25 protein-coding genes are annotated in these 22755 nt (G+C 56.1%); 13 read left to right on the top strand and 12 right to left on the bottom strand.

Going from position 1 to position 22755, the window contains the following annotated elements:
- Nucleotides 1-63: 63 nt before the first annotated feature.
- The 6 genes from JGF26_RS11535 to nudI all read left to right on the top strand — a co-directional run bounded on the left by JGF26_RS11535 (nt 64) and on the right by nudI (nt 6224).
- Nucleotides 64-1467, top strand: a complete 1404-nt coding sequence (locus JGF26_RS11535) for a TolC family outer membrane protein (RefSeq protein ID WP_134707838.1) — start codon at nt 64-66, stop codon at nt 1465-1467.
- A complete protein-coding gene (locus JGF26_RS11530; protein WP_134707839.1) occupies nt 1464-3662 on the top strand; it encodes a type I secretion system permease/ATPase in 2199 nt (732 codons plus the stop codon). The genes JGF26_RS11535 and JGF26_RS11530 overlap by 4 nt, the downstream gene beginning before the upstream one ends.
- A 10-nt stretch (nt 3663-3672) precedes the next feature.
- Nucleotides 3673-4842 (top strand): HlyD family efflux transporter periplasmic adaptor subunit, encoded by a 1170-nt coding sequence (locus JGF26_RS11525; protein ID WP_108091060.1) that lies wholly within the window; start codon nt 3673-3675, stop codon nt 4840-4842.
- Between the two features lie 253 nt (nt 4843-5095).
- Nucleotides 5096-5395, top strand: a complete 300-nt coding sequence (locus JGF26_RS11520; RefSeq protein WP_108090994.1) for a type II toxin-antitoxin system RelE/ParE family toxin — start codon at nt 5096-5098, stop codon at nt 5393-5395.
- Between the two features lie 10 nt (nt 5396-5405).
- Nucleotides 5406-5753, top strand: coding sequence for a HigA family addiction module antitoxin (locus tag JGF26_RS11515; RefSeq protein WP_047650330.1), 348 nt, complete (start codon nt 5406-5408; stop codon nt 5751-5753).
- A gap of 45 nt (nt 5754-5798) precedes the next feature.
- Nucleotides 5799-6224 (top strand): nucleoside triphosphatase NudI, encoded by a 426-nt coding sequence (gene nudI / locus JGF26_RS11510; protein ID WP_049008716.1) that lies wholly within the window; start codon nt 5799-5801, stop codon nt 6222-6224.
- A gap of 2 nt (nt 6225-6226) precedes the next feature.
- On the opposite strand, the gene JGF26_RS11505 is transcribed toward nudI, so the two are convergent.
- The 3 genes from JGF26_RS11505 to JGF26_RS11495 all read right to left on the bottom strand — a co-directional run bounded on the left by JGF26_RS11505 (nt 6227) and on the right by JGF26_RS11495 (nt 8911).
- On the bottom strand, nt 6227-6736 hold the full coding sequence (locus tag JGF26_RS11505; protein ID WP_134707840.1) for a DUF6622 family protein: 510 nt from the start codon (nt 6734-6736) through the stop codon (nt 6227-6229).
- Between the two features lie 85 nt (nt 6737-6821).
- On the bottom strand, nt 6822-8003 hold the full coding sequence (locus JGF26_RS11500) for a PLP-dependent aminotransferase family protein (RefSeq protein ID WP_108090996.1): 1182 nt from the start codon (nt 8001-8003) through the stop codon (nt 6822-6824).
- A gap of 20 nt (nt 8004-8023) precedes the next feature.
- Nucleotides 8024-8911 (bottom strand): LysR family transcriptional regulator, encoded by an 888-nt coding sequence (locus JGF26_RS11495; protein ID WP_028016777.1) that lies wholly within the window; start codon nt 8909-8911, stop codon nt 8024-8026.
- 98 nt (nt 8912-9009) lie between these two features.
- On the opposite strand from JGF26_RS11495, the gene JGF26_RS11490 reads away from it, so the two are divergent.
- Nucleotides 9010-9612 carry a short chain dehydrogenase gene (locus JGF26_RS11490; protein WP_134707841.1) on the top strand — a complete coding sequence of 201 codons (603 nt, stop codon included), beginning with the start codon at nt 9010-9012 and terminating at the stop codon, nt 9610-9612.
- On the opposite strand, the gene JGF26_RS11485 is transcribed toward JGF26_RS11490, so the two are convergent.
- The 7 genes from JGF26_RS11485 to JGF26_RS11455 all read right to left on the bottom strand — a co-directional run bounded on the left by JGF26_RS11485 (nt 9606) and on the right by JGF26_RS11455 (nt 18007).
- A complete protein-coding gene (locus JGF26_RS11485) occupies nt 9606-10340 on the bottom strand; it encodes a class I SAM-dependent methyltransferase (RefSeq protein WP_108090997.1) in 735 nt (244 codons plus the stop codon). The genes JGF26_RS11490 and JGF26_RS11485 overlap by 7 nt on opposite strands.
- A 102-nt stretch (nt 10341-10442) precedes the next feature.
- Nucleotides 10443-11822, bottom strand: a complete 1380-nt coding sequence (locus JGF26_RS11480; RefSeq protein WP_134707842.1) for an amidohydrolase family protein — start codon at nt 11820-11822, stop codon at nt 10443-10445.
- Between the two features lies 1 nt (nt 11823).
- The gene (locus JGF26_RS11475) at nt 11824-12780 is read right to left on the bottom strand and encodes a carbamate kinase family protein (protein WP_134707843.1); all 957 of its coding nucleotides are present in this window, start codon (nt 12778-12780) and stop codon (nt 11824-11826) included.
- Entirely contained in the window at nt 12777-14327 is a 1551-nt protein-coding gene (locus JGF26_RS11470) for a hypothetical protein (RefSeq protein WP_028016782.1), read from the bottom strand. The genes JGF26_RS11475 and JGF26_RS11470 overlap by 4 nt, the downstream gene beginning before the upstream one ends.
- Nucleotides 14328-14338: 11 nt before the next feature.
- Nucleotides 14339-15754: a DUF1116 domain-containing protein gene (locus JGF26_RS11465; protein ID WP_028016783.1), complete on the bottom strand. Its 1416-nt coding sequence runs from the start codon at nt 15752-15754 to the stop codon at nt 14339-14341.
- The gene (fdrA, locus tag JGF26_RS11460; RefSeq protein WP_134707844.1) at nt 15754-17295 is read right to left on the bottom strand and encodes an acyl-CoA synthetase FdrA; all 1542 of its coding nucleotides are present in this window, start codon (nt 17293-17295) and stop codon (nt 15754-15756) included. Before fdrA ends, JGF26_RS11465 begins: the two co-directional genes overlap by 1 nt.
- Nucleotides 17296-17401: 106 nt before the next feature.
- A complete protein-coding gene (locus JGF26_RS11455) occupies nt 17402-18007 on the bottom strand; it encodes an ankyrin repeat domain-containing protein (protein WP_028016785.1) in 606 nt (201 codons plus the stop codon).
- A gap of 321 nt (nt 18008-18328) precedes the next feature.
- On the opposite strand from JGF26_RS11455, the gene JGF26_RS11450 reads away from it, so the two are divergent.
- The 4 genes from JGF26_RS11450 to JGF26_RS11435 all read left to right on the top strand — a co-directional run bounded on the left by JGF26_RS11450 (nt 18329) and on the right by JGF26_RS11435 (nt 20394).
- Entirely contained in the window at nt 18329-19267 is a 939-nt protein-coding gene (locus JGF26_RS11450; RefSeq protein ID WP_114978685.1) for a LysR substrate-binding domain-containing protein, read from the top strand.
- A gap of 37 nt (nt 19268-19304) precedes the next feature.
- Nucleotides 19305-19604, top strand: coding sequence for a metalloregulator ArsR/SmtB family transcription factor (locus JGF26_RS11445; protein ID WP_108091004.1), 300 nt, complete (start codon nt 19305-19307; stop codon nt 19602-19604).
- 9 nt (nt 19605-19613) lie between these two features.
- Nucleotides 19614-20135 (top strand): rhodanese family protein, encoded by a 522-nt coding sequence (locus JGF26_RS11440; protein ID WP_028016788.1) that lies wholly within the window; start codon nt 19614-19616, stop codon nt 20133-20135.
- Nucleotides 20136-20214: 79 nt separating this feature from the next.
- Nucleotides 20215-20394 carry a hypothetical protein gene (locus JGF26_RS11435; RefSeq protein ID WP_028016789.1) on the top strand — a complete coding sequence of 60 codons (180 nt, stop codon included), beginning with the start codon at nt 20215-20217 and terminating at the stop codon, nt 20392-20394.
- Nucleotides 20395-20432: 38 nt separating this feature from the next.
- On the opposite strand, the gene stpA is transcribed toward JGF26_RS11435, so the two are convergent.
- Nucleotides 20433-20837 carry a DNA-binding protein StpA gene (stpA, locus tag JGF26_RS11430; protein ID WP_028016790.1) on the bottom strand — a complete coding sequence of 135 codons (405 nt, stop codon included), beginning with the start codon at nt 20835-20837 and terminating at the stop codon, nt 20433-20435.
- A 471-nt stretch (nt 20838-21308) separates the two neighbouring features.
- On the opposite strand from stpA, the gene alaE reads away from it, so the two are divergent.
- Nucleotides 21309-21758: an L-alanine exporter AlaE gene (gene alaE, locus JGF26_RS11425; protein ID WP_028016791.1), complete on the top strand. Its 450-nt coding sequence runs from the start codon at nt 21309-21311 to the stop codon at nt 21756-21758.
- A gap of 32 nt (nt 21759-21790) precedes the next feature.
- Here alaE and JGF26_RS11420 read toward each other — a convergent pair whose 3' ends face one another.
- A complete protein-coding gene (locus tag JGF26_RS11420; RefSeq protein WP_006811693.1) occupies nt 21791-22135 on the bottom strand; it encodes a DUF2002 family protein in 345 nt (114 codons plus the stop codon).
- A 160-nt stretch (nt 22136-22295) separates the two neighbouring features.
- Here JGF26_RS11420 and JGF26_RS11415 point away from each other — a divergent pair, with 160 nt between their 5' ends.
- Nucleotides 22296-22622, top strand: a complete 327-nt coding sequence (locus JGF26_RS11415) for a DUF883 domain-containing protein (protein ID WP_028016792.1) — start codon at nt 22296-22298, stop codon at nt 22620-22622.
- Nucleotides 22623-22755 lie beyond the last annotated feature (133 nt).

Below are 22755 nucleotides of genomic sequence, written 5' to 3'. Positions count from 1 at the left end.
GACCCGGGCGCACAGCGCCCGGGCATAAATAATAAAGCTGTACATATTTATTAGGGACATGACATGGGAATGAAGATGCCTTACTGGTGGCTCTCGTGCTGCCTGATATCTGTGCCCGCTCTCAGCGCGAACCCGGCGGCGACAATCAATACCGGACAACTCCGCGAAACGCAGGAACTCCCCTCACTCAATGGTCGCGTGGCCCCTGTGGCCGGTAAAGCCGCGCCCGGCTCATTGCAGCTTGGCGAAGCCGTCAACCGTGCCGTCACCTGGCACCCGGCCATCAGCGAGGCCGTGGGAAAACTCTACCAGCAGAGCGAAGAGGTGGACGTTGCTAAATCAAAATACTATCCGCAGATAAATGCCGGCGTGGACAACGGTTATTCCCATGACGGCGACCAGAACGGCTTTACGCCGTCGATGGTGCTCTCCCTCTCACAAATGCTTTACGATTTTGGCAAGGTAGCAAGTCAGGTGCGTGCCGAAAATGCCGGGGTTGCCCAGCAGCAGGCCAACGTGTTGGTCAGCATCGACACCATCGCCCACGATACCGCTGTCGCCATGGTGCAGGTACAAACCTGGCAGCAGATGGTTGAGACCGCGAAAGAGCAGCTTGAGGCTCTCTCCTCCATTGGCACACTGACCCGCCAGCGTAACGACGAAGGGGCCACGTCGCTCTCTGACGTCGTACAGACCGATGCGCGTATTGAAGGCGCTCGCGCCCAGTTGATGCAGTACCAGGCCAGTCTCGACAGCGCCCGCGCCACGCTGATGAGTTTTCTCGGCTGGAACAGCCTGAACGATATCAGCAATGATTTTCCGCAAAAGCTGGGGCGGAGCTGCGATATCGCCGAGCCGGACGACCGTCTGGTTCCCGCAGTACTCGCAGCCTGGGCACAGGCTAACGTCGCCCAGGCAAACCTTGACTACGCCGACGCGCAAATGACGCCGACTGTCTCGCTGGAGCCAGAAGTGCGCCATTATATGAACGATCGCTATGCGGGGAGCGAAACGCGGTATCGTACCCAGTATTCCGCGTGGGTGAAGGTGCAGATGCCGCTCTATCAGGGCGGCGGCCTCACCGCCCGGCGTAACGCTGCCGGACACGCGGTAGAAGCGGCGCAATCCACCATTCAGCGCACGCGTCTTGACGTCCGCCAGAAACTGCTCGAAGCCCGCAGCCAGGTGATGAGCCTGCAAAGCACGCTGCAAATCCAGGGTCGTCAGGAAGCCCTCAGCGCCCGCACCCGCGAGCTGTACCAGCAGCAATATCTCGATCTCGGCTCACGCCCACTGCTCGACGTACTCAACGCCGAGCAGGAGGTCTACCAGGCGCGCTTCACCCAGCAGCAGACCCTCGGTCAGCTGCACCAGCTGCAGCTCAACTGCCTTTATAACACCGGGCAATTGCGTCACGCGTTCGATCTTGATAACCGCACCATCCAGACCGTGGAGATCCAGCCATGAAGCAACGCGAAATCCCGCAGGGTGAAACGATGACGGATGAGGCGCTGGCCCAGTGGGCACAGGCCTTTGGTTTTGTCGCCACGCGCTACCGCGTCGCCTGCTCTCCTGGCGCACTGCTGGCGGGTGCGCCGTGGCTGAAAGGCAAAACGATGGTGCCCGCCCTCACCCAACTGGCACGAGATGCGGGGCTATCGTTTCAGTTGCTTACCGGCGGCCAGGAGGCTATCAACAGCTGGCGTCTGCCGGTGGTGGTGGCGATGAATGACGGCAGGATCGGCGTGATCGAGCATTTCAACGGCGAAGATACCCTGGAGGTCAGCTTTTTCGACGACGAGACCTACACCAACCGGCTGTCGATGACGGCGATGCTGCCCGCTATCCGCCACGTCATTGCCCTGCGTCCACTCGCCGCGCTAAAGGACAGCCGCGTGGACGCGTATATCTCAAAATACCGTCCGGACTGGCTTTACCGGCTGGTGATGCGCGACTTGCGCCCCTACAGCTGGGTGATGCTGGCCGCGCTGTTTATCAACGTGCTGTCGCTTTCCGGGATCGTCTTTTCCATGCAGGTCTACGACCGGGTGATCCCCGCCCAGTCCTACCCGACGCTTTACGTCCTGACGATTGGGGTGTTGATCGCCACGCTGTTTGGCTTTGTGCTGCGCGTGGCGCGCGGACACATTATGGATCTGCTGGGCAAGCGCTCGGATATGCGCGTTTCGGATCGCGTATTCGGCCACGCCCTGCGCCTGCGCAACAGCGCGATCCCCCGCTCCACCGGCAGTTTTATCTCTCAGCTGCGCGAGCTGGAGCAGATCCGCGAGATGGTGACCTCCTCCACCATTTCCACGATTGTCGACCTGCCATTCTTCCTATTGTTTGTAGTAGTGCTGGCGATCATCGCCCCGCAGCTGGCGTGGATCGCGCCGGTCGCGGCGGTGATCATGGTTCTGCCCGGCCTGCTGCTGCAGAAGAAGCTGGCGGAGCTGGCGAAACAGTCGGCCCATGAGTCGACCCTGCGCAATGCCGTGCTGGTAGAGAGCGTGCAGGGGCTGGAGGACATCAAGCTGATGCAGGCGGAAAACCGCTTTTTGCAGCAGTGGAACAGTTATATCCAGATCACTGCGGAATCCGGCCTGCGCACCCGGGAACTGACGCAGAACCTGATCAGTTGGGGGATGACGATTCAGAGCCTGGTCTACGCTGGCGTGATTGTGGTCGGTGCGCCGATGGTGATCGACGGCACCCTGACCACCGGTTCCGTGGTTGCGGCGTCTATGCTGGCCTCCCGCATGATTGCCCCCATGGCGATGCTGTACGGCGTGCTGGCCCGCTGGCAGCAGGTTAAAGCGGCAAAAGAGGGGCTGGACAGCATCATGCAGCTTCCCACCGAAAATCAGCGCGAAGAGACGCCGATCCGCCAGGACGTGTTGCGCGGTCACTATCTCTTCGAGCAGGCGCAGTTCCGCTATCAGCCGGACGATCCGCGCATGGCGCTGCGCATTAACCGGCTGGAGATCCGCCCGGGTGAGAAAGTGGCGATCCTCGGGCGCAACGGCGCGGGCAAATCGACCCTGCTGCAGGCCATGGCGGGGGGGATGGATCTGGCGGCCGGCGAGCTGCGGCTTGATAACTTCAGCCTGCCGCATCTCGACGTCGCTGACGTCCGGCGCAACGTCGGCTTTATGACCCAGAACGCGCGGTTGTTTTACGGCACCCTGCGCGAAAACATCACCCTCGGCATGCCGCGCGCCACCGACGAAGAGATTTTCGAGGCGCTGGAGCTGACCGGCGCGGCCGGCTTCGTGCAGAAGCTGCCCAAGGGGCTGGACTACCCGATCATGGAAAACGGCGTGGGATTATCCGGCGGACAACGCCAGTCGATTTTGCTGGCGCGGATGCTCCTGCGCGATCCGAATATTGTGCTGATGGATGAACCCACCGCGTCGCTGGACGAGCACACCGAGCGGGAATTTATCCAGCGTCTGGGGGACTGGCTCGGGCACCGCACCCTGATTGTCGCCACGCACCGCGTACCGGTGCTGGAACTGGTAGAGCGGGTGGTGGTGCTCAAAGAGGGAATGCTGGTGATGGACGCGCCAAAAGCACAGGCGCTGAGCAACAGCCGCATGCAGCAACAGCAGCAGCAGGCAGCAACCGGACGGGAGTGGAAAAATGAAAATCAGTCAGCGTGACGTCGCCGCAATGGACGATCTGGATAACGCCCTCGACTCCGAAAGCGGCTACACCGGTGCGCGACGGATCGTGATCTTCTCGCTGCTGATGTTTGTGGTGCTGGGCGTCTGGGCGTGGTTTGGCGTGCTGGATGAGGTGTCAACCGGCTCGGGTAAAGTGATCCCCAGCTCGCGCGAGCAGGTATTGCAGTCGCTTGACGGCGGGATACTCACCGAACTGAACGTCCACGAAGGGGATCAGGTGCAGGCCGGGCAGGTGCTGGCGCGGCTTGATCCGACGCGTTCCGAATCGAACGTCGGCGAAAGCGCAGCGCGCTACCGCGCTTCACTGGCCTCCAGCGCGCGCCTGTACGCCGAAGTGAACGATCTCCCGCTGAAGTTTCCCCCTTCGCTGGCAAAATGGCCGGATCTGATTGCCGATGAAACACGACTCTACAACTCCCGCCGCGCACAACTGGATGACACCCAGCGAGAGCTGCGCGCCGCGTTAGACCTGGCGAATAAAGAGCTGGCGATCACCCAACGTCTGGTGAAAACCGGCGCTGCCAGCCACGTAGAGGTGCTACGGTTGCAGCGGCAAAAAAGTGACCTGGAGCTGAAGCTCACCGATGTGCGCTCCCAGTATTACGTTCAGGCCCGCGAGGCGTTATCCAAAGCCAACGCGGAGGTGGATATGGTCTCCGCCATTCTTAAAGGCCGCCAGGACTCCGTCACCCGTCTGACCGTAAAATCCCCGGTGCGCGGGATCGTGAAAAACATCAAGGTCACCACCATCGGCGGCGTGATCCCGCCCAACGGCGAGCTGATGGAGATTGTCCCGGTGGACGATCATCTGCTGATTGAAACCCGCCTCTCGCCGCGCGATATCGCCTTTATCCACCCGAACCAAGAGGCGCTGGTGAAGATCACCGCCTACGATTACGCCATTTACGGCGGGCTGCACGGGGTCGTGGAGACGATTTCCCCGGACACTATTCAGGACGAGGCCAAGCCGGAGGTGTTCTATTACCGGGTCTTTATCCGCACCAGCCAGGACTACCTGGTGAATAAAGCGGGCAGGCACTTTTCGATTGTGCCGGGGATGATTGCGACGGTGGACATTAAGACCGGAGAGAAAACGGTGCTGGATTATCTGATCAAGCCGTTTAACCGGGCGAAAGAGGCGCTGAGGGAGCGTTAAGCCTGGAGTGCCGGGTGGCGGCTTCGCCTTACCCGGCCTACGTTCCCGCAGGTACGCGCAAGCGCAGCGCCGCCGGGCATTAAACCGCACGCCAGAAGCGGAATCCACCTCGAAGAATTTACCTTTAGTCATGCATCCCACTTCCCTTCAGCCATCACGAGGGTAATATTACCCGCAGACAAAATGCACTTGCACACAGTGCAAGAGTGCACTACTATTCACTCAGCTTCATGGACTGGAGCTCACCAGCATTATGATTAATCATTTTCGGGATCAATGGCTTGAGGATTTTTTTCTTTACGGTAGATCGAGCAATGTTATTCCTTCAAATCTGGAGACAGCGCTTGCGAGAAAGCTCGACATCATCAACGCAGCTACTTCTCACCGGGATTTGCGATCGCCACCGGGTAATATGTATGAAGCATTGAATCCTCCTCTGAAGGGATATTCCTCAATCCGGGTAAACAGGCAATACAGGCTTGTATTTCTCTGGACAGAGGGTAAAGCAGACGATCTCTACCTCTCTCCACACAGGTACACGCAACACAAGTGAGGCATCACCTATGACACTTCAACAGGCACTCCGCAAACCCACCACGCCGGGCGACGTGTTGCAGTACGAGTATCTTGAACCGCTCAATCTGAAAATCAGCGATCTGGCGGAGATGCTTAATGTACACCGCAATACCATCAGCGCGCTGGTCAATAACAATCGCAAACTTACTGCCGATATGGCGATAAAACTGGCAAAAGCCTTTGATACCACTATTGAATTTTGGCTGAACCTACAGCTGAACGTCGATATCTGGGAAGCGCAATCTAACTCCCGGACGCAGGAGGAGTTAAGCCGTATAAAGACCGTTGCGGAAGTCATGGCTAAGCGAAAATCTGGCCAGCCGGATGTTGCCTGATTCGGCATAAAATTTACCTACTCAATACTTTTTCAGGAAGAAATCATGCGCCAACGAACCATTGTCTGCCCCATCATCCAGAACGACGGGGCCTATCTGCTGTGCAAAATGGCCGACGATCGCGGCGTGTTCCCCGGCCAGTGGGCTCTCTCCGGTGGCGGAATGGAGCCGGGCGAAACCATGGAGCAGGCGTTGCGTCGTGAGATCCGTGAAGAGCTGGGCGACGCACTGGAGATCGTCTCGGTCACGCCATGGGCTTTTCGCGATGACATCAGGGTGAAAACCTACCCCGATGGCACCACTGAGGAGATTTATATGATCTATCTGATCTTTGACTGCCTCAGCGCCAACCGGGCAGTCACTTTTAATGACGAGTTTCAGGAGATCGCATGGGTTAGTCCGGAATCGTTAAAAGAGCTTGATCTCAATGAAGCCACGCGCATTACCTTCGCGCAGAAAGGCCTGCTGTAAATTCAGACCGGAACACGGGCGACATACACGCCAACATAGCGCGCAAATTTCCCGAGAAACACACCAGCAAACACACCGCCAGAGACGATCGCCAGCGCGCTCATGGCGGGCTGCTGCATCGTCTGCGGAGAAACCGCGCTCATCACGCCCAGCACATACTTCACCCCAAACGCCAGCATCATAAACGGCAGTGCGGTGTAGTCTGCCTGGCGGTAAAGGCTGCGCGGCGCCTCTGCGCGAGTGATAACCGCATGCTTAATCAGGAAATACCCCAGCGCAGCACCGGCAAGGATCCCCGCCGTCCACAATATGACAGTCTCGGGAGTCAGCGTGCGATAGACCACCAGATCGTAGATATCCCAGATAAGAAAGATCGCCGGAATGACAGCAAGCCTCTCCAGCGTGACGGTAGTCGGCTGGCGGGCTTTAATGCCGCGGGAGATAAGAAAGATAAACAGCACCCACACCCAGACGGGCGTGTGCGTAACGACACCGATCAGAAATTCAAACATGGAGATCACCATGAAAGATAGCGGCTTTGGCCGCGCTGCAAGAATGTTACGCATAACGGCGGAGACGCCATTATGCGCAGGTCTTTTACAGCGATTTTTTCAGGCGTTGAACCGCCTCTTTCAGCTCTTCATCCGTTGGCGTGACAAACGACATACGCAGCGTCGAATGGTCTGGCTCATTGCAGTAGAAAAATTCGCCCGGAACAAATACTACGCCGTTACTTAACGTTTTTTCCAGCCAGCGAGTGGTATTACTCCCATTTTTCATAGTCGCCCACAGGAACATGCCGCCCTTCGGCTTGTGGAATGACATCACATCACCCAGCTCGGCTTCCAGTTCTGTTGCGAACGTCTGGTATTTCTGGCGATAGGCTTCGCGGATCATTTTAATCTGATCGGCCAGACGACCGGTTTTCAGGTATTCGTACGTCATCAGCTGCGACAGCGTGCTGGTGTGCAGATCGGTGGTTTGCTTGAGATTCACCACCGCGCGCTTCAGCCACTCCGGTACCAGCACCCAGCCCACGCGGGTGCCTGGCGCAAGAATTTTAGAGAAGGTTGAGGTATACACCACGTTCTCTTCGTTGCCGATATCTTTGGCGTGGGCAATTAACGGGCGGAAAACTTCATCGGTGTAATTAATTTCGCTGTACGGATCGTCTTCAATAATCACGAAGTCATAACGCTTCGATAATTCCACCAGCTGTTTACGACGCGGTTCAGAAAGGGTTACCCCACCCGGGTTACCAAATGTCGGCACAATATAAACCGCTTTAATGGGTTTATTGGCCACCAGCGCTTCGAGCTCATCCACTTTCATTCCGTCAGCATCGGTACCCACGGATTCAAAATTCGCCTGCGCCAGGCCAAATACCTGCAGCGCGGCAAGATAGGTTGGACGCTCGACGACGACGGTATCGCCAGGGTTAATTAATGCACGCGCCAGCACGTCAAGTGATTGCTGTGAACCAGAGGTCACGACCACATCATCCGCCTTACAGCGGATCCCACGCCCTTCACAGATGCGCTGAATTTCTTCCCGTAGCCCAGGAACACCTTCGGTCAGACCGTACTGGAAAGCTTCGCCAAAATGCTGGGATAATACGGCATCAGCGGCCATTTTTAGGCCTTCATGATCGAACAATGCAGGGTTAGGAATACCCCCGCCCAGCGAAATGACCCCTGCCATTTTGCTATGTTTTAATAATTCACGGATGGCAGATGATTGCAGGCCCTGCGCGCTGCTGGCGAGTTTATTCACAGACATTCTTTGCTTACCTTCTTTTATTATATTGTGCCCAATCTTAGCAGAATATGGGCGATAAATTCTGTTAGCTTAGGGAGCGGTCGTAAATCCTGACGCCACAACAAATGCACCGGTCTTGGCTCTGGAATGTAATCCTCCAGCACCCGCACCAGCCGACCACTTTCCAGCTCTTCCGCGACCAGCACTTCCGGTTGTAATAACAGCCCCGCCCCGGCTCTTGCGGCCATCCGTAGCCCGTAGCCGTCGTTGCATCTTAGGATGGCATCACGCTTCCAGCGCACCTCCCCTTCGACACCCGGCAGCCGCCATTCATTGCGTGCAGTCCACACGCTGTGGGACAGGCAAAGATGATCCACCAGATCGGCAGGCGTTTGTGGCGTACCGTAGTGCGCCAGATAATCAGGCGCGGCGCAGATCACCATTCGATAAGGACAGAGGTATTTCGCGACCAGGTCGTCGTTGCGAATGTCGCCAATGCGGATGGCCAGATCGACGCCCTCCTCCACCAGATCCACCATCCGATTGGTCAGATCCAGCTCCACGCGCACTTCCGGGTAGCGTTGCAAAAAGGTGGCGGTGAGCGGTGCAATCACGCAGCCGCCAAAGGACGTGGGGGCCGTTACCCGCAGAGTGCCAGCAGGTGTTGCGCGCAGGCGCTCAACCGCGCTTTCGGCGATGGCAACCTGCTCCAGTACCCGCTTCGCCTCGTCGAAATAGACCCGTCCGGCGTCGGTCAGGCTCTGGCGTCGCGTATTACGCTCCAGAAGACGCGTACCAAGTTGAGACTCCAGCAACGCAATATACTTCCCCACCATCACCGCCGACATCTCCAGTCGCGCCGCCGCACCGGTGAAACTGCCGCTTTCAACCACGGCAATAAAGGTTTCCATGCTGCGAAGCTTATCCATATTCCAAACCTCTGGTTAGTAATCTTCTAACTTTAGCCCAGTTTATCTGCATTTTTATTTATTAAAGAATGAAGGCTCACAACATTAAGGAGTCAGCGATGAAAATTGTCATTATTGGTGCCAGCGGTACAGTCGGTCGGGCAGTGACGGAAGAGTTGAGTCGTCGTCACGAGGTTATCCGCGTAGGTCGCACGCAGGGCGACTATCAGGTGGATATCACTTCCCAGGCGAGCGTGCAGGCGCTGTTTGAGAAAATCGGCCCGGTGGATGCCATTGTCTCTGCCAGCGGGGGTTTGTACTTCGGTCCGCTCGCCACGATGAAAGACACTGATTTCAACCAGGGCCTGCAGGATAAACTGCTCGGACAGGTGCGCCTGGCGCTGACCGGCCAGCATTACCTGAACGAAGGTGGATCAATTACGCTAATCAGCGGAATTGTGGCGCACGAGCCGATTGCGCAGGGGGTGAATGCCACCACGGTAAATGCCGCGCTGGAAGGGTTTGTTCGCGCCGCAGCCTGCGAACTGCCGCGCGGGATCCGCATCAACCTGATTAGCCCAACGGTACTCACCGAATCTGCTGAAGCCTACGACGGTTTCTTCCCGGGCTTTGAAAGCGTGCCCGCCGCGACCGTCGCCCAGGTCTATCGTCGCAGCGTAGAAGGCGTGCAGAGCGGGCGGGTGTATAAGGTGGGTTATTGACCCTTTCGGGCGGAAATGAGTACCAGCATCGGACGTTCCGCCTCTTCGGCCAGTGCAGGCCAGGCGTCAATTTGAGCCTGCGTTGGCCCCCATTCGTTGATTTCGCTCAGAGTTAATCCGGCCTTGATCAACGCGTTAAGCGTGGTGCCCAGCGTGCGGTGGTATTTGATCACCCCGTCTGCCAGCCAGTTGCTGACGCGCTGGCCTTCGTCCTGATAATGGTTCACACCCCAGAACCGCTCTCCGTTATCGTCGGTCAGCCAGCCCTGACGCGTAGCGCAGGTGTAAATCGGGTGTTCCATCGAAAAGACCAGGCTGCCGCCGGGCTTGAGCGCGCGCTGAACCTTAGCAAACAGGGTGTCCAGCTCCGGCAGGTAGTGCAGCGCCAGGGAGCTATAGACCAGATCGAGGCTGTTCTCGTTAAGCGTCAGCGATTCAAGATCGCTACGCTGATAGTGGATCCGGGCGTCATGCGTCAGCTCCGCCGCGCGGGCGAGCATCTTTTCCGAGATATCCACGCCGGTCACTTCAGACGCGCCCAGTTCACGCGCGGCGCGGCAGAACCAGCCGTAGCCACAGCCGAGATCGACAATCGATTTACCGGTTAGGTCGGGCAGCATGTTTTTCAGCGCGGGCCACTCCGGCGCGCCGTCCAGACCCTGCACCGAGCGCGGAAGCTGGGCGTAGCCCTCGAAAAACGCCGGGTTGTCGTAGATGTTTTGTGCCATGGCAGATCCCTCTTTAAGAATGTGATTCCCAGTATAAAGCATTCCCTGCGGCCTGATGCCCTCACCCCAACCCTCTCCCACCGGGAGAGGGCGAAATGCACGTCAACCCACAACGCCCCAAACGAGGTTGCCATTATGGAACGTCGCGGTGCGCGGGGAAATACGCGCTACGGCTTCGGCGGAGCAGGAGGCGTCCACCAGCACAAAGCTGGCGTCGTCCTGCGCTTTCGGCCACACGCGCTCGCCTTTGTCGTTCAGCGGCAGCACGTCGCCGGTGGCGATACCGAGCGCGCGGGAGAGCGTCTGCTCGTTTGGTCGAATATAAAGCTGAGCGTACAGGTTGGCTTTTTCCAGCATGTCCCCCAGGCCATACGGAGACCAGTGGTCGATTACGCTGTCGGTACCCGTCATCACAAACACGCCTTTATCCCGCAACTGCTTTAGCGGCATATGTAGAGTGCCAATCGGCACGGTAGAGGCGATGGTTACCTGCTGTGCTGCCATGCGGGTGGCGATCTCATCCACCTGCTGTTCGTTGAGCGTGGCCAGCGCGAAAGCATGGCTGATGGTCAGTTTGCCCTTCAGCTCTGGCGTTTTCTCCACGGTTTCCACCATGTAATTCACCGCTGCCACACCCGCCGGGCTGGTTTCGTGCAGGTGAATGTCCACTCCTTTGTCGTAGTCCAGCGCAATCTGGAACATGGTGTCGAGGGATTTCTCCATCGCGCCATCCACGTTGGTGGGATCGAGTCCACCCACGTAGTGCGCGCCGGCCTGCATCGCCTCACGCATCAGTTTTTCAGAGTTCGATAGCAGCAGGCCGTGCTGCGGGAAGGCGACGATTTCGCAGTCGAAACCGGGCTTACGACGCGCCAGTACCGCCTGTAAATTTTCCAGGTTTTTCAGGCCGGAAACCGGCTCAATATTGCAGTGGCTGCGGGCGATGGTAGACCCTTTGGACTGGATCAGGTCGATCAGCTTTTCCGCGCGCTCCTGGGTGTAGGGCTGTAATTCCGGCAGCAGCTTCTGCTCAAGGCGGATCATGTCCTGAATCGTGGTGCCCGCCGGGCGGTTCAGGGAGCGCCACGGGCCGCCATAGAAGGTTTTATCGAGATGGATGTGCATGTCGCGCATCGCCGGCAGCATCAGTTTACTGCCCGCATCGTAGTGCGGCAGCGTGGCATCAGCGTGGCTTTTGTTATCCCGCAGGGTGACGATCTTCCCGTCTTTAATTTCCAGCGTTTTCAGCTCGGTGCGGGTGCTGGTCGCCACGCCGCCGTCGAAATTGAACCCGGCTTCCAGCAGGACGTTATCCAGATAATAGTGTTTTGCGGTGATGCTCATCAGTTTGCCCGTCTCGCAGGTTGGCTTCGCAGTATCCGCAGCATACGCGACAGATCCGGTCGCACCAAACAGTGCGCAGGCGGTGACCATTTTGCCGCTCTGGCTGATAAACTCACGTCGGCTTTTGTTTTCACTCATCTTATCTTCCTTCATTAACAATATGGGTGCCGGTTTCACCGCGCAGCGCCGCAGGCAGGCTGTCCGGCGAGGTGATGATCACCCGCTTGCCGCCGTGGTTTAAAAATTCCAGCGAGGCGATGATTTTGGGCAGCATGCTGCCCGCCGGGAAATGGCCTTCATCCATATACCGCGACATCTGCGCCACGTTGACGGTGTCCAGCGCCTGCTGATTTGGCTTGCCGAAGTTGATACACACTTTTTCCACGCCGGTGGTGATCGCCAGCACATCAGCGCGGATCTCACGTGCCAGCAATGCGGTGGAGAGATCCTTATCAATCACCGCATCGACGCTCTGGTAATCACCTTCAGGTGTGCGAACCACCGGAATACCACCGCCGCCCGCGCCAATCACCACAAAACCTTTCTGCGTCAGCGTCTTGATGGCATCGGCTTCGACAATCCGCAACGGCTGTGGAGACGCCACTACGCGGCGATAACCCCGGCCAGAGTCCTCAACAAAATGCCAGTCCGGGTGGGCGAGTTGCAGCTCATCGCGCTGCACTTCACTAAAGAACGCGCCGATGGGTTTAGTGGGATGGGTGAAGCCCGGATCATTTTTATCCACCTCCACCTGAGTAACGACCGTGACCGCTTTTTGCTCCCCGCGTGCGGTAAGGCGGTTATTTAACGCCTGCTGGATCAGGTAACCAATACCGCCCTGCGTATCTGCCACACAGTTCGCCAGCGGAGTCAGCGGCAGCCCTTCCCGCTCGTGGGCGATTTCGGCGCGGCGCAGATCCAGCCCCACCTGGGGGCCGTTTCCGTGCGTGAGCACAATGTCGTAGTCGGATGCCAGCATCTCCAGCACCGACTCTGCCACCGCTTTGACCGCCAGCGACTGATGTTCAATCGACTGGCTGGCGTTATCTTTGATAATGCTGTTGCCGCCGATGGCGACGACCATAAGCTCTTTCATACGTGTTCCTTCGCAACAGTAATTTCAGCGCTCGCCGCTTCCCGGCTATCAAGGAAATGTTTCACCACAAACATGCCGCCCATCATCAGATACGCCGTGACGAACATCAGCGAACTGCCTTCGGCAAAGCCCACCACCGGGGCGTGGATCACCCCAAACAGCGCCAGCAACGCACCGACAGCCGCCGCAACGGCACCGCGCAGCGGTTTATTGATGATTGCGAAGATGGCGATACAACCCCACAGCATGCTGGCAAGCGGTGCGCCATTCCCCAGATGCACCAGCCCTTCGTAGTAGATGCCTTTGCTGTGCAGCACATCGGTACCGATTTTTGCCGCGCTGGTGCCCGCCGCCCCCATCACGCTGTTCATCATGGTCAGCGCCCAGTTGGCGATCCACGGGAACAGACAGATGAAGATCACGGGCACTTCCACTTTGGGGGTTTCTCTCACCACCTGGTTGGCGGTCACCACGCCGATAAACACCAGAATCGGCACGATGGCGGTCATCGGAATGATGGCGAGCATAAACGCCCCCAGCCCGAACAGCGGCACGATGAACATGGTCACACCCGACGCCAGCGTATAGCCAATGCTGGCTCCCATCGCTTTCCAGCCCGCATGGCCAACATAGACCGTCACCGGGAACGGGTTACCCATCAGGCAGCCAAGCATTGATGCCAGACCATTTGCCAGCATCACTTTGCGGGTTGGGTATTCATCCCCTGCTGCGTGAGCACTCTCAATGTTTTCCAGGTCAAAGATGTAGTTTGCCAGCCCCAGAGGAACCGCCGAGGCAAGGTACGGCAGCGCGTGCGGCAGGCCCTGCATAAAGCCTTCGATATGCACGGACGGCGGGTTAAAGCCGAACGATGACATCGACGCCTTGATCGCTTCCGGGCTTTGCAGGCCAGAGATCCACGCCAGGGCCGTACCGGCAACCAACAGCAACAGCCCTGTCGGGATGCGGGCGAAGATCGGCTTTTTGCCAAACCAGTTGATGAAGATCAGCAGCAGCACGATGAATGACACCGTTGGCGCCTCAAACGCCTGCAGCATCGGGTTCATCGCCAGCAGCAGCAACCCTAAACCAGACAGGCACGACAGCAGCACGGTACGCGGGATCATCTTGCGGATGGTTTCTCCTAAAAATGAACCACCCGCCAGGATCATCGCTTCCACGAAGCACCACACCAGACCGATCTGGATGGCAAATTCCGCATCACCGGTCTGCTGATAAACCGGCATTAATACCAGGAAGGTCACGGTAAAAATCGACGGCGCGCTCGGGCCGGACGGCAGCGCAGTGACGTCAGTACGCCCGGTCTGGCGTGCCATCTGCAGGCCAAACCACGCATAGCAGACGCTCGCTACCAGTACCGCCAGCCCGAAGGCTGGCGCGATGCGTCCATAAACAATCTCCTTCGGGATGCCGACGACAAAAATGAGCAACCCCATCATGGTCAGCAAATTGGTTAGGTTGTTGGTCATGAGCCCGAAATAGGCCGCCCAGTCACCTCTTTTCCACTCCAGTTTCATGTTTTTCATGGATGCATGCCTTATAAAAAGTAGCGATCGCGGAAGGTCAACAGCGCCTTTTCAAAACAGCTAAACGGCGGGTGAACGATGCCCGCCCCAATCATGCCGATTCCGGCGTCCTTGTGGGCAATCGCGGTGTTGATCACCGGCAGAATGCCGCTGCCCGCCACTCTGGTGATGTCGATGGCAGTAGGAATGCCCATAAACGACAGCAGCGGAATGGTGACATTCGGGTTTTCACCAAGGGTGATTTCGCGCATCTGGCGAGAGAAGTCGATGGCTTCCTCAACCGTACCGCCCACCAGCGCCACAATCGCCGGGGCGGTTGCCATCGCAAAGCCGCCAATGCCGTAGGTTTCGGTGATGGCGCTGTCGCCGATATCCAGCCCGGAGTCTTCCGGTTTGTAGCCCGCGAACATCGGGCCAATGACCTGCTGCGCCGGGCCGGTAAACCATTGTCCGGGCAGGCCGGAAATACGCAGGCCGAATTCATAGCCGTTACGCGCCATGGTGGTCACTACGGTGCTGTATTCAATGCCGTGAGCGGCGTCCAGCGCGGCTTTACACATCGCCATCCACGTCGGGCCGGAGAAGTAGTCGCTGCTGGCAACAAACTCAAAGACCTCGCGCTGCTGCTCTACCGGGTAGCCCGCCTGAATCAACCCCGGCGTCAGCGCCTGGATCAGCAGCGTGGTGCCCGCGTTGTTACGGTTGTGGCACTCGTCGCCCATGTGCAGTGCCTGCGCCAGCATTAAGCGCAGATCGATTTCACCGATGATGTTCATGGCGTCGCGCAGCATCGGGCCGAGCACGTCGCGCATCCAGTTCAGGCGGTCAATCACGCTCTGATCATTCGCGCCCATACGCAGAATTTTCGCCATCTGCTCGCTTAAGTTGGTGAACGCGCGGTTGCCGTAGGTTTTGTTTTCGACGATGTGCATAAACATTGAGGCAGAAGTGACGCCCGCCATAGAGCCTACACAGTCGTGTTCGTGGCACGGCGAGAAGGTGATTTCTCCGGAAGCCGCCACGCGTTCGGCGTCGCGGATATCTTTTGCCAACCCTTCAAACACCAGCGCGCCGGTAACAGCACCTTTCATCGCGCCACACATGTTTTCCCACGTCACCGGTGGACCAGCATGCAAAATAGTGGTGCGGGTCATGCCTGGCACGACGTTGATCGCCTGGTCGTAACCTACCAGCACCGGATGGGACTGAATAATGCGCTCGAGGGCGAGGGTGTTGGCCGCGGCAATTTTTTCCGCCAGTGGTTTACTCGCCAGCTGGTCCAGCGCTTCCACCACCTGCATATTGCCCTGCCCCGGCGGTGTCCAGTCGAGTTGGGTGACGGGCACGTGCTGTTTTTTGAGGTCGTCACTGAACATCGCAATACCAACGTTAATCACGTTCAGCGGCTGGTTAAATAAAGTCGTCATTATGCTTTCTCCCCTTTGCAGACAAATTCACGCGCCAGTAATCCGGTATTGGTGCTGCTGCTGGCCCAAATCACACCGGCATCGGTCAGAAGCTGGCACTGCTGCACCAGCGACTGTGGATCCTGGTCAGTGCCCAGCACATAGCCCAGAATTTCCAGCGGTCGGTTGTCAGCTTTCGCAATTGCCTGCGCCTCGTTAATGGCGTCGAGCATCACCCCTACCGGATCGTCGTGTGCGCCAAAGCCCAGCACGAAGTCCATAACGATCACCCCCACCTCCGGATCGCGCGCTTCCTGCAACAGGCGGCTGATGCGGTTGGTCGGGTCGATCATCGGGTGCGGTTTGCCGTTAGTGAAGTCGTCGTCACCAAAGTCGAGGAAGGTATGGGCTTTACTGACGTTGATGTCGCTCAGGCGTTTTGTTGGATCCGGCTGAATGTTGCTGTAGACGTTGTCGAATTTCTCCAGCGCGGCAAACATGGCTTCATCGCACAGCGTGCCGCCGCAGAATAGCCCGCGAATGTACTTCTGCTGTGGAGTCAGCCGGGTGCGCACCTCTTCGATCAGCGGCCAGTTGAGAGGATGCAGATCAAGCGACTCTTTTTTGATGCCGGTGAGCAGGACAGCTTTCAGGGCGGCTTCTTTAGTGCCACGGGCAAACTGCAGCCCGTCTTCATCGGCAGGTGGTTCATTGCGGCCCAGGAAACAGACAACCACAGGCTTACGGCAGGCTCGCGCGCGGGCCAACACCTTTTCAGCGACCGCTGGTGCAGGCGGTTTGGAGATGAGTGCAATCACCTGCGTGGCGTCGTCCGCCTCCAGCATCTCAATGGCATCGAGCATCATCAGGCCGCCGATTTTCTCGCTGAGATCGCGCCCTCCGGTGCCAATCAACTGTGACACGCCGCCGCCGAATTCGTGAATGCGCACGCTCAGCTCCTGGCTGCCGGTACCGGAGGCGCCGACAATACCAATCGGTCCGCGGCGCACCGCGTTGGCAAAGCACAGCCCCGCGCCGTTGATAATGGCGGTGCCGCAGTCCGGTCCCATCATCAGCAGCCCTTTCTGGTGCGCCAGTTGCTTCAGCGCCAGCTCGTCGTCGAGTGACACGTTATCGGAAAACAACATCACGTTGAGATCGTTCTCCAGCGCCTGGCGCGCTTCGCGAGCGGCGAAGGTGCCGTTGACGGAAATCACAGCAAGGTTGCTGTCCGGACGATGGGTTTTGGCGCTGGCAATCGTCGCATAGCGCGCTTCATGGGATCCCGCGCTCTCTTTACGCGTGAACAGCGCTTCAATGGCCGCCAGCGTTTCTTCATTTGCCGCATCGCCTTTAATCACGATCATCAGGTCGCCGTTTTTGGCCTCATTTAATTCCGGCGTTAATAATCCGAGATTTTTTAAGACGCCTTTGTTCATCTCCGTCGCCATGGCCACAAAGGCCTGCTCAACGCCCGGCAATTTATTGGCTTTGGTGGAAACGGACATTAATGAAACCGAATCGAAGTAGGTATTCTTTTTTATGACGATTTTCGTTGGCATTATTTTCTCCTGAAAGAGGATAAAAGGGGGCCGCCGTCGTGCAAAATGCACACCGGTAAAATGCTTAATGTCAGGGTTGCCAGCCGGCTAAGGCTGGCCGGATAGGTTACGCGCCCGCCGCCAGCAGCAGGTCAGCGATTGCGGTGAAGCCTTTTTCTCGCGCCAGTTCGAGCGGCGTTTTTCCGTATTTATCGGTCATGTGCGGGTTCGCGCCGTGATTCAGCAGCAGCTTTACAATTTCCTGCTGCTTCGCGCCGCCGTCATTTAAAACGATGGCTTCCAGCAGCGGTGTCCAGCCAACAAAGTTGGTGTGGTTAACGTTAATATCGGTTTTCTCCAGTAATTCGCGCACTATTTCCACGTGCCCTTTTTCACTGGCGGGTGTAATACCCACGCCACCGAAACGCGTCAGACGGTCGAGATCCGGATTTGCCGGAAGGACGATGCGCAGCAGGGTTAAATCGTTCGTCAGGCAGCTAATCAGGAAGGGGTTAAAACAGGTCTGGTCTTGTTTATCAATATCCGCGCCGGCGGCAATTAATAACTCCACACAAGAATAATGCTTTTTCAGGCTGGCAATAATAACCGCGGTTCTTTTCTGACGGTTGGTGGCGTTAATATCCACGCCTTTCTCCAGGCAGGCTTTTAGCGCATCGCTATTGCCCTCTTCTGCCGCCAGCAGAAATTCAGTAACGAGTTCAGTTCCAGACATATTCAGACTCCCGATGTTTTTATTTCTGTTGACCTGAGAATAGCAACAGCCTGGTCATAAAAGAATCCGCTTAAAAATGATTCATCGACAGTCAATTCATTATTGAGTTAAATTCAACAATTCAGCCAAAACGTGCGGCCGTGCAATCTTTTCCTTATGTTTTCGCGCTTTTTAACGCGTAAGGCTGCATTCTGCTTATGCCTGACAAAGCCTTGCTATGCGCGACTTGCAGTAAAAATTCAGAACTGTGATCGGCTTCAAATGCGTTGTAACAACGCTGTTAAAATATGTTCAAAACTGATGGCTCACAGGAGCAGTGATATGAATTCTATCTTTACCGAAGAGAACCTGCTGGCCTTTACCACCGCCGCACGCTTCGGCAGTTTCAGCAAGGCCGCTACCGAGCTGGGCGTTACCACCTCGGCCATCAGTTACACCATCAAGCGGATGGAGACCGGCTTAGACGTTGTGCTGTTTGTGCGCAACACGCGCAGCATTGAGTTGACCGAGTCCGGCTTTTACTTTTATCGCAAAGCCACCGATCTGTTGAATGATTTTTATGCCATCAAACGCGGGATAGACACCATTTCTCAGGGCATTGAAGCGCGAGTACGCATCTGTATCAACCAGCTTTTATACACCCCACGCCATACCGCGCGGCTGCTGCAGGTGCTGAAAAAGCAGTTTCCCACCTGCCAGATAACCGTGACGACCGAGGTGTATAACGGCGTCTGGGACTCCATCATCAACAACCAGGCCAATATTGCCATTGGCGCGCCGGACACGCTGCTCGACGGCGGTGGCATTGATTACACAGAGATTGGCGCTATCCGCTGGGTATTCGCCATCGCGCCGGAACATCCGCTGGCCTTCGTCCCGGAACCAATAGCAGAGAGCCAGCTACGCCTGTACCCCAACATCATGGTGGAAGATACCGCCCATACCATTAACAAAAAGGTCGGCTGGTTGCTGCACGGGCAGGAGGCGATTCTGGTGCCGGATTTCAACACCAAATGTCAGTGTCAGATCCTGGGGGAAGGGATCGGGTTCTTGCCCGAATATATGGCCCGTGAGGCGGTGGAAGAAGGGTTGTTGGTCACCCGGCGCATTAATAATCCACGTCAGGACTCACGCATGCTGCTCGCCACGCAGCATGCGGCGACAGGCCAGGTCACACGCTGGATCAAACAACAATTTGGCCCTGCGGGGGTGCTGACCCACATCTATAGCGATCTCTTGTGGCGCGAAGCAATAAATTAGTTTAGCATTTGCTTAATTAAGTAAACTCTAAACTATTATGACTGAACTCGAACAACTTCAGGCCAGCGCTGAGCAGGCCGCAGGACTCTTAAAAGCGATGAGCAACCCGCGTCGGCTGCTGATCCTCTGCACGCTGTGCGGTGCACCCGGCACCAGCGCGGGGGAGCTGGCTCGCGCAACGGGACTTAGCCCCTCCGCCACGTCGCAGCATCTGGCGCGTATGCGTGAAGAAGGGCTTATCGACAGCAGCCGCGAAGCGCAGCGCATTCTCTATTTCATTAAAAACGATGCCGTGTATCAGCTTATCAGTACCCTGAAAACCCTTTATTGCCCGTAAGGAGCCGCCATGTCACTTCCTCTTCTATCACCGCAGCAGGCCAAAGCGCGCGTTGCCGAAGGTGCAAAACTGATTGATATTCGTGATGCCGATGAGTATGCCCGCGAGCATATTCCGGCGGCACAGTCCATACCGCTGGACACCTTACCCGGCGGGCTTACTACACGGGCGGGTGAAACCGTGATTTTTCACTGTCAGTCCGGCGCCCGGACGTCCGGAAATGCTGACCGCCTTGCACAGGCTGCTGCCCCCGCTCAGGCATTTGTCGTCGAAGGTGGCATTCAGGGCTGGAAGCAGGCTGGACTTCTGACTGTTGAGGACAAATCGCAGCCGCTCCCGCTGATGCGTCAGGTGCAAATTGCCGCCGGGCTGTTGATTCTCTGTGGCGTGGTGCTGGGCTATAGCGTCTCAAGCAGCTTTTTCCTGCTCAGCGGTTTTGTGGGGGCCGGGCTGCTGTTCGCAGGTCTGACAGGTTTTTGCGGTATGGCACGACTGCTGAAAGTGATGCCATGGAACCGGCGTACCTCATAAGCAGTAATCCGTGAATTACACTGTACCCGGCAGCGCGCGTGGGCTAAGGTGAAGTTCACTAAAACGATGAGGAGGTAATATGTTTTCTGTCGGTGATTATGTGCAACCGCGTAAAGGCGGTCCGAAACTGAAAGTCATTGAAGTTGAGGGTGACAGCGTTGTGGCGGTACAGGCCAGCAATGAACAAGGCGAGAAATATACCCTGAAAGCCAGCGATCTGGCTCTGTATACCGAAGACGGTGATTTCGGCGTCTGCTGAACAGACAACCGGACGGAGTGATCCGTCCGGCTCACGGATTAGATCAGAAAATCATCCAGTGATTTACCATTTGCCAGCGCACTGGCAATTGGCTTCGGCGTACGTCCCTGGCCAGTCCACGTTTTTTCTTCACCGTTCTGGTCAATAAAACGATATTTTGCTTCACGCGCTTTACGTTTTTTCGCCGTCTTTCCTGCCTGCGCCAGATCTGAACCCAACAGGTCAGTCGGTGAAATACCATCGGCTTTCATCCGTTCCAGCAGAGCGTTAATTTTTTCCTGCTGCTCAGTACGCTGCTGCTCTAATTCCGCCAGCTCACTACGTTTCTCTTCAGCAACGACCCTGACCTTTTCCAGCATTTCCTCAAGAACGTCCAGGGATAATTCACGCGCCATGGCGCGCAGAGTTCGGATATTATTAAGATTCTGTAACGTCAAAGACATATTATTTGGAAACCTTTTCTTTGGGGTAAATAGATAAATCACAGTCAGAATAATTCATTTCTGTCTAAATATCTACCCACAGGACTTTCCTGACAATAGTGTAAATATCTTTAAATATCGACAATAATAATATTCGTGCACAACCTCAACACCGACAGAAATGGTCAACGTTAAGCCAAATTACAGCATACTGCTCCAAAAAAGCTCCTCCTGGCACCACCCTTCAGACCAACAGAATCAACCATCTGATTTTTATAAAAAAATACCCCACAAAGACACAATATAACGAACCGAACAAAAAACAATCAATTTTAGAGAATTTTGTGGACAAAACGCGACTAAATAAAAATTATTCACTAGTTGTTAGTTTAAACGCAGAGATATACGCTATACACGTCAAACAAACCAACCTAAAGCACTAATCGCTGCGGGAAAATCGTTTTTATTGTGTTCTTCTCAAGGAGTTCAGACATGTTCTCACCGCAATCACGCCTTCGCCATGCGGTAGCGGATACTTTCGCGATGGTTGTCTACTGTTCTGTCGTGAACATGCTGATTGAAATATTCCTCTCCGGAATGACCTTCGAGCAGTCACTTTCTTCTCGTCTGGTGGCAATCCCGGTCAACATTATTATTGCCTGGCCTTATGGATTATACCGTGATGCGGTCATGCGCCTCGCACGCCGTATCAGCCCCGCTGGCTGGGTCAAAAACCTGGCCGACGTTCTGGCGTATGTGACATTCCAGTCCCCGGTTTACGTAGCTATTCTGCTGACAGTCGGCGCAGACTGGCACCAGATCGTCGCGGCGGTCAGTTCGAATATTGTGATTTCAATGCTGATGGGTGCGGTGTACGGCTATTTTCTCGACTACTGTCGCCGCCTGTTCAAGGTCAGCCAGTACAATCAGGCCAAAGCGTAATGTGAGGCGACTGGCGCACGCCAGTCGCTGATTTACTGTACGTCGCCAAACAGTCCTTTCAAAAACCGCTCCAGTGCCATACGTGAACTGAAGCCATGCGGAATACCATAATGTTCATGCGTCTCGCCGCCTAAATAGAGCGGAAATTGCTGATAATGATCGCAGGTTTTAATATCCGAGGCTGGCTCAGCAAATGACAAACTTCTGTCTTTCAGTGTCGGGTGAATAATGAGCGCGGTACGTCCCATTCTGGCTTCACGATTAACGTAAACATAATTCTCACCACGGCGATATCCATACGCTTTTGATGTCACCTCATCCATGGTGAATCCCTCTTTTTCAAGAACGCGCGCCACCTCATCAGGTCGTAAATACATATCTTTTCCTCGTTATCTTTTCCTGCCCGGCAACCTTACAGTATTCAGCATTAGCAGGGCTTTCAGAATATTCCATAAACTGCCGGATAACGCGTGATGCACTTCAGATATTACATTTCTGAACTAAACTAAGCGGGAACACAAAATTACGGAGGATCGTATGTTTAACAGAACGAACCGAAACGATATTAACGACGACGCTCAGGATATTCGTAATGATGTCAGCCAATTAGCTGACTCACTGGAAGAGGTATTGAAATCCTGGGGAACTGACGCGAAGGACGAAGCGGATGCCGCAAAACGTAAGGCTCAGTCTCTGCTCCGTGAAACCCGTGCGCGGATGAACGGCCGTTCACGTACGACTCAGGCAGCCTGTGATGCCGTCAGCTGTGCAAGCACCTTTGTTCGCGAAAGACCGCTCTGTACGCTGGGCACAGTAGCCGCCGTCGGTATCTTTGTGGGTGCCCTGCTTAACTTGCGTAAGTAACCCGCCTGAAAAACCCGCACAGCCCACCCTGCCCCGTTGTGCTCATCATCGGGGCAAAATCAATCTAAATTTCCCATATCTTGTATGGTTGAAACTTAAGATAACTACATCTAGTATCTCCTTTAGCAAGACA

It is taken from the genome of Enterobacter sp. E1 (assembly GCF_016809815.1).
GTDB lineage: Bacteria > Pseudomonadota > Gammaproteobacteria > Enterobacterales > Enterobacteriaceae > Enterobacter > Enterobacter adelaidei.
The sequence above is the reverse complement of the archived record's forward strand: the minus strand, read 5'-3'. Positions and strand labels throughout refer to the sequence as shown.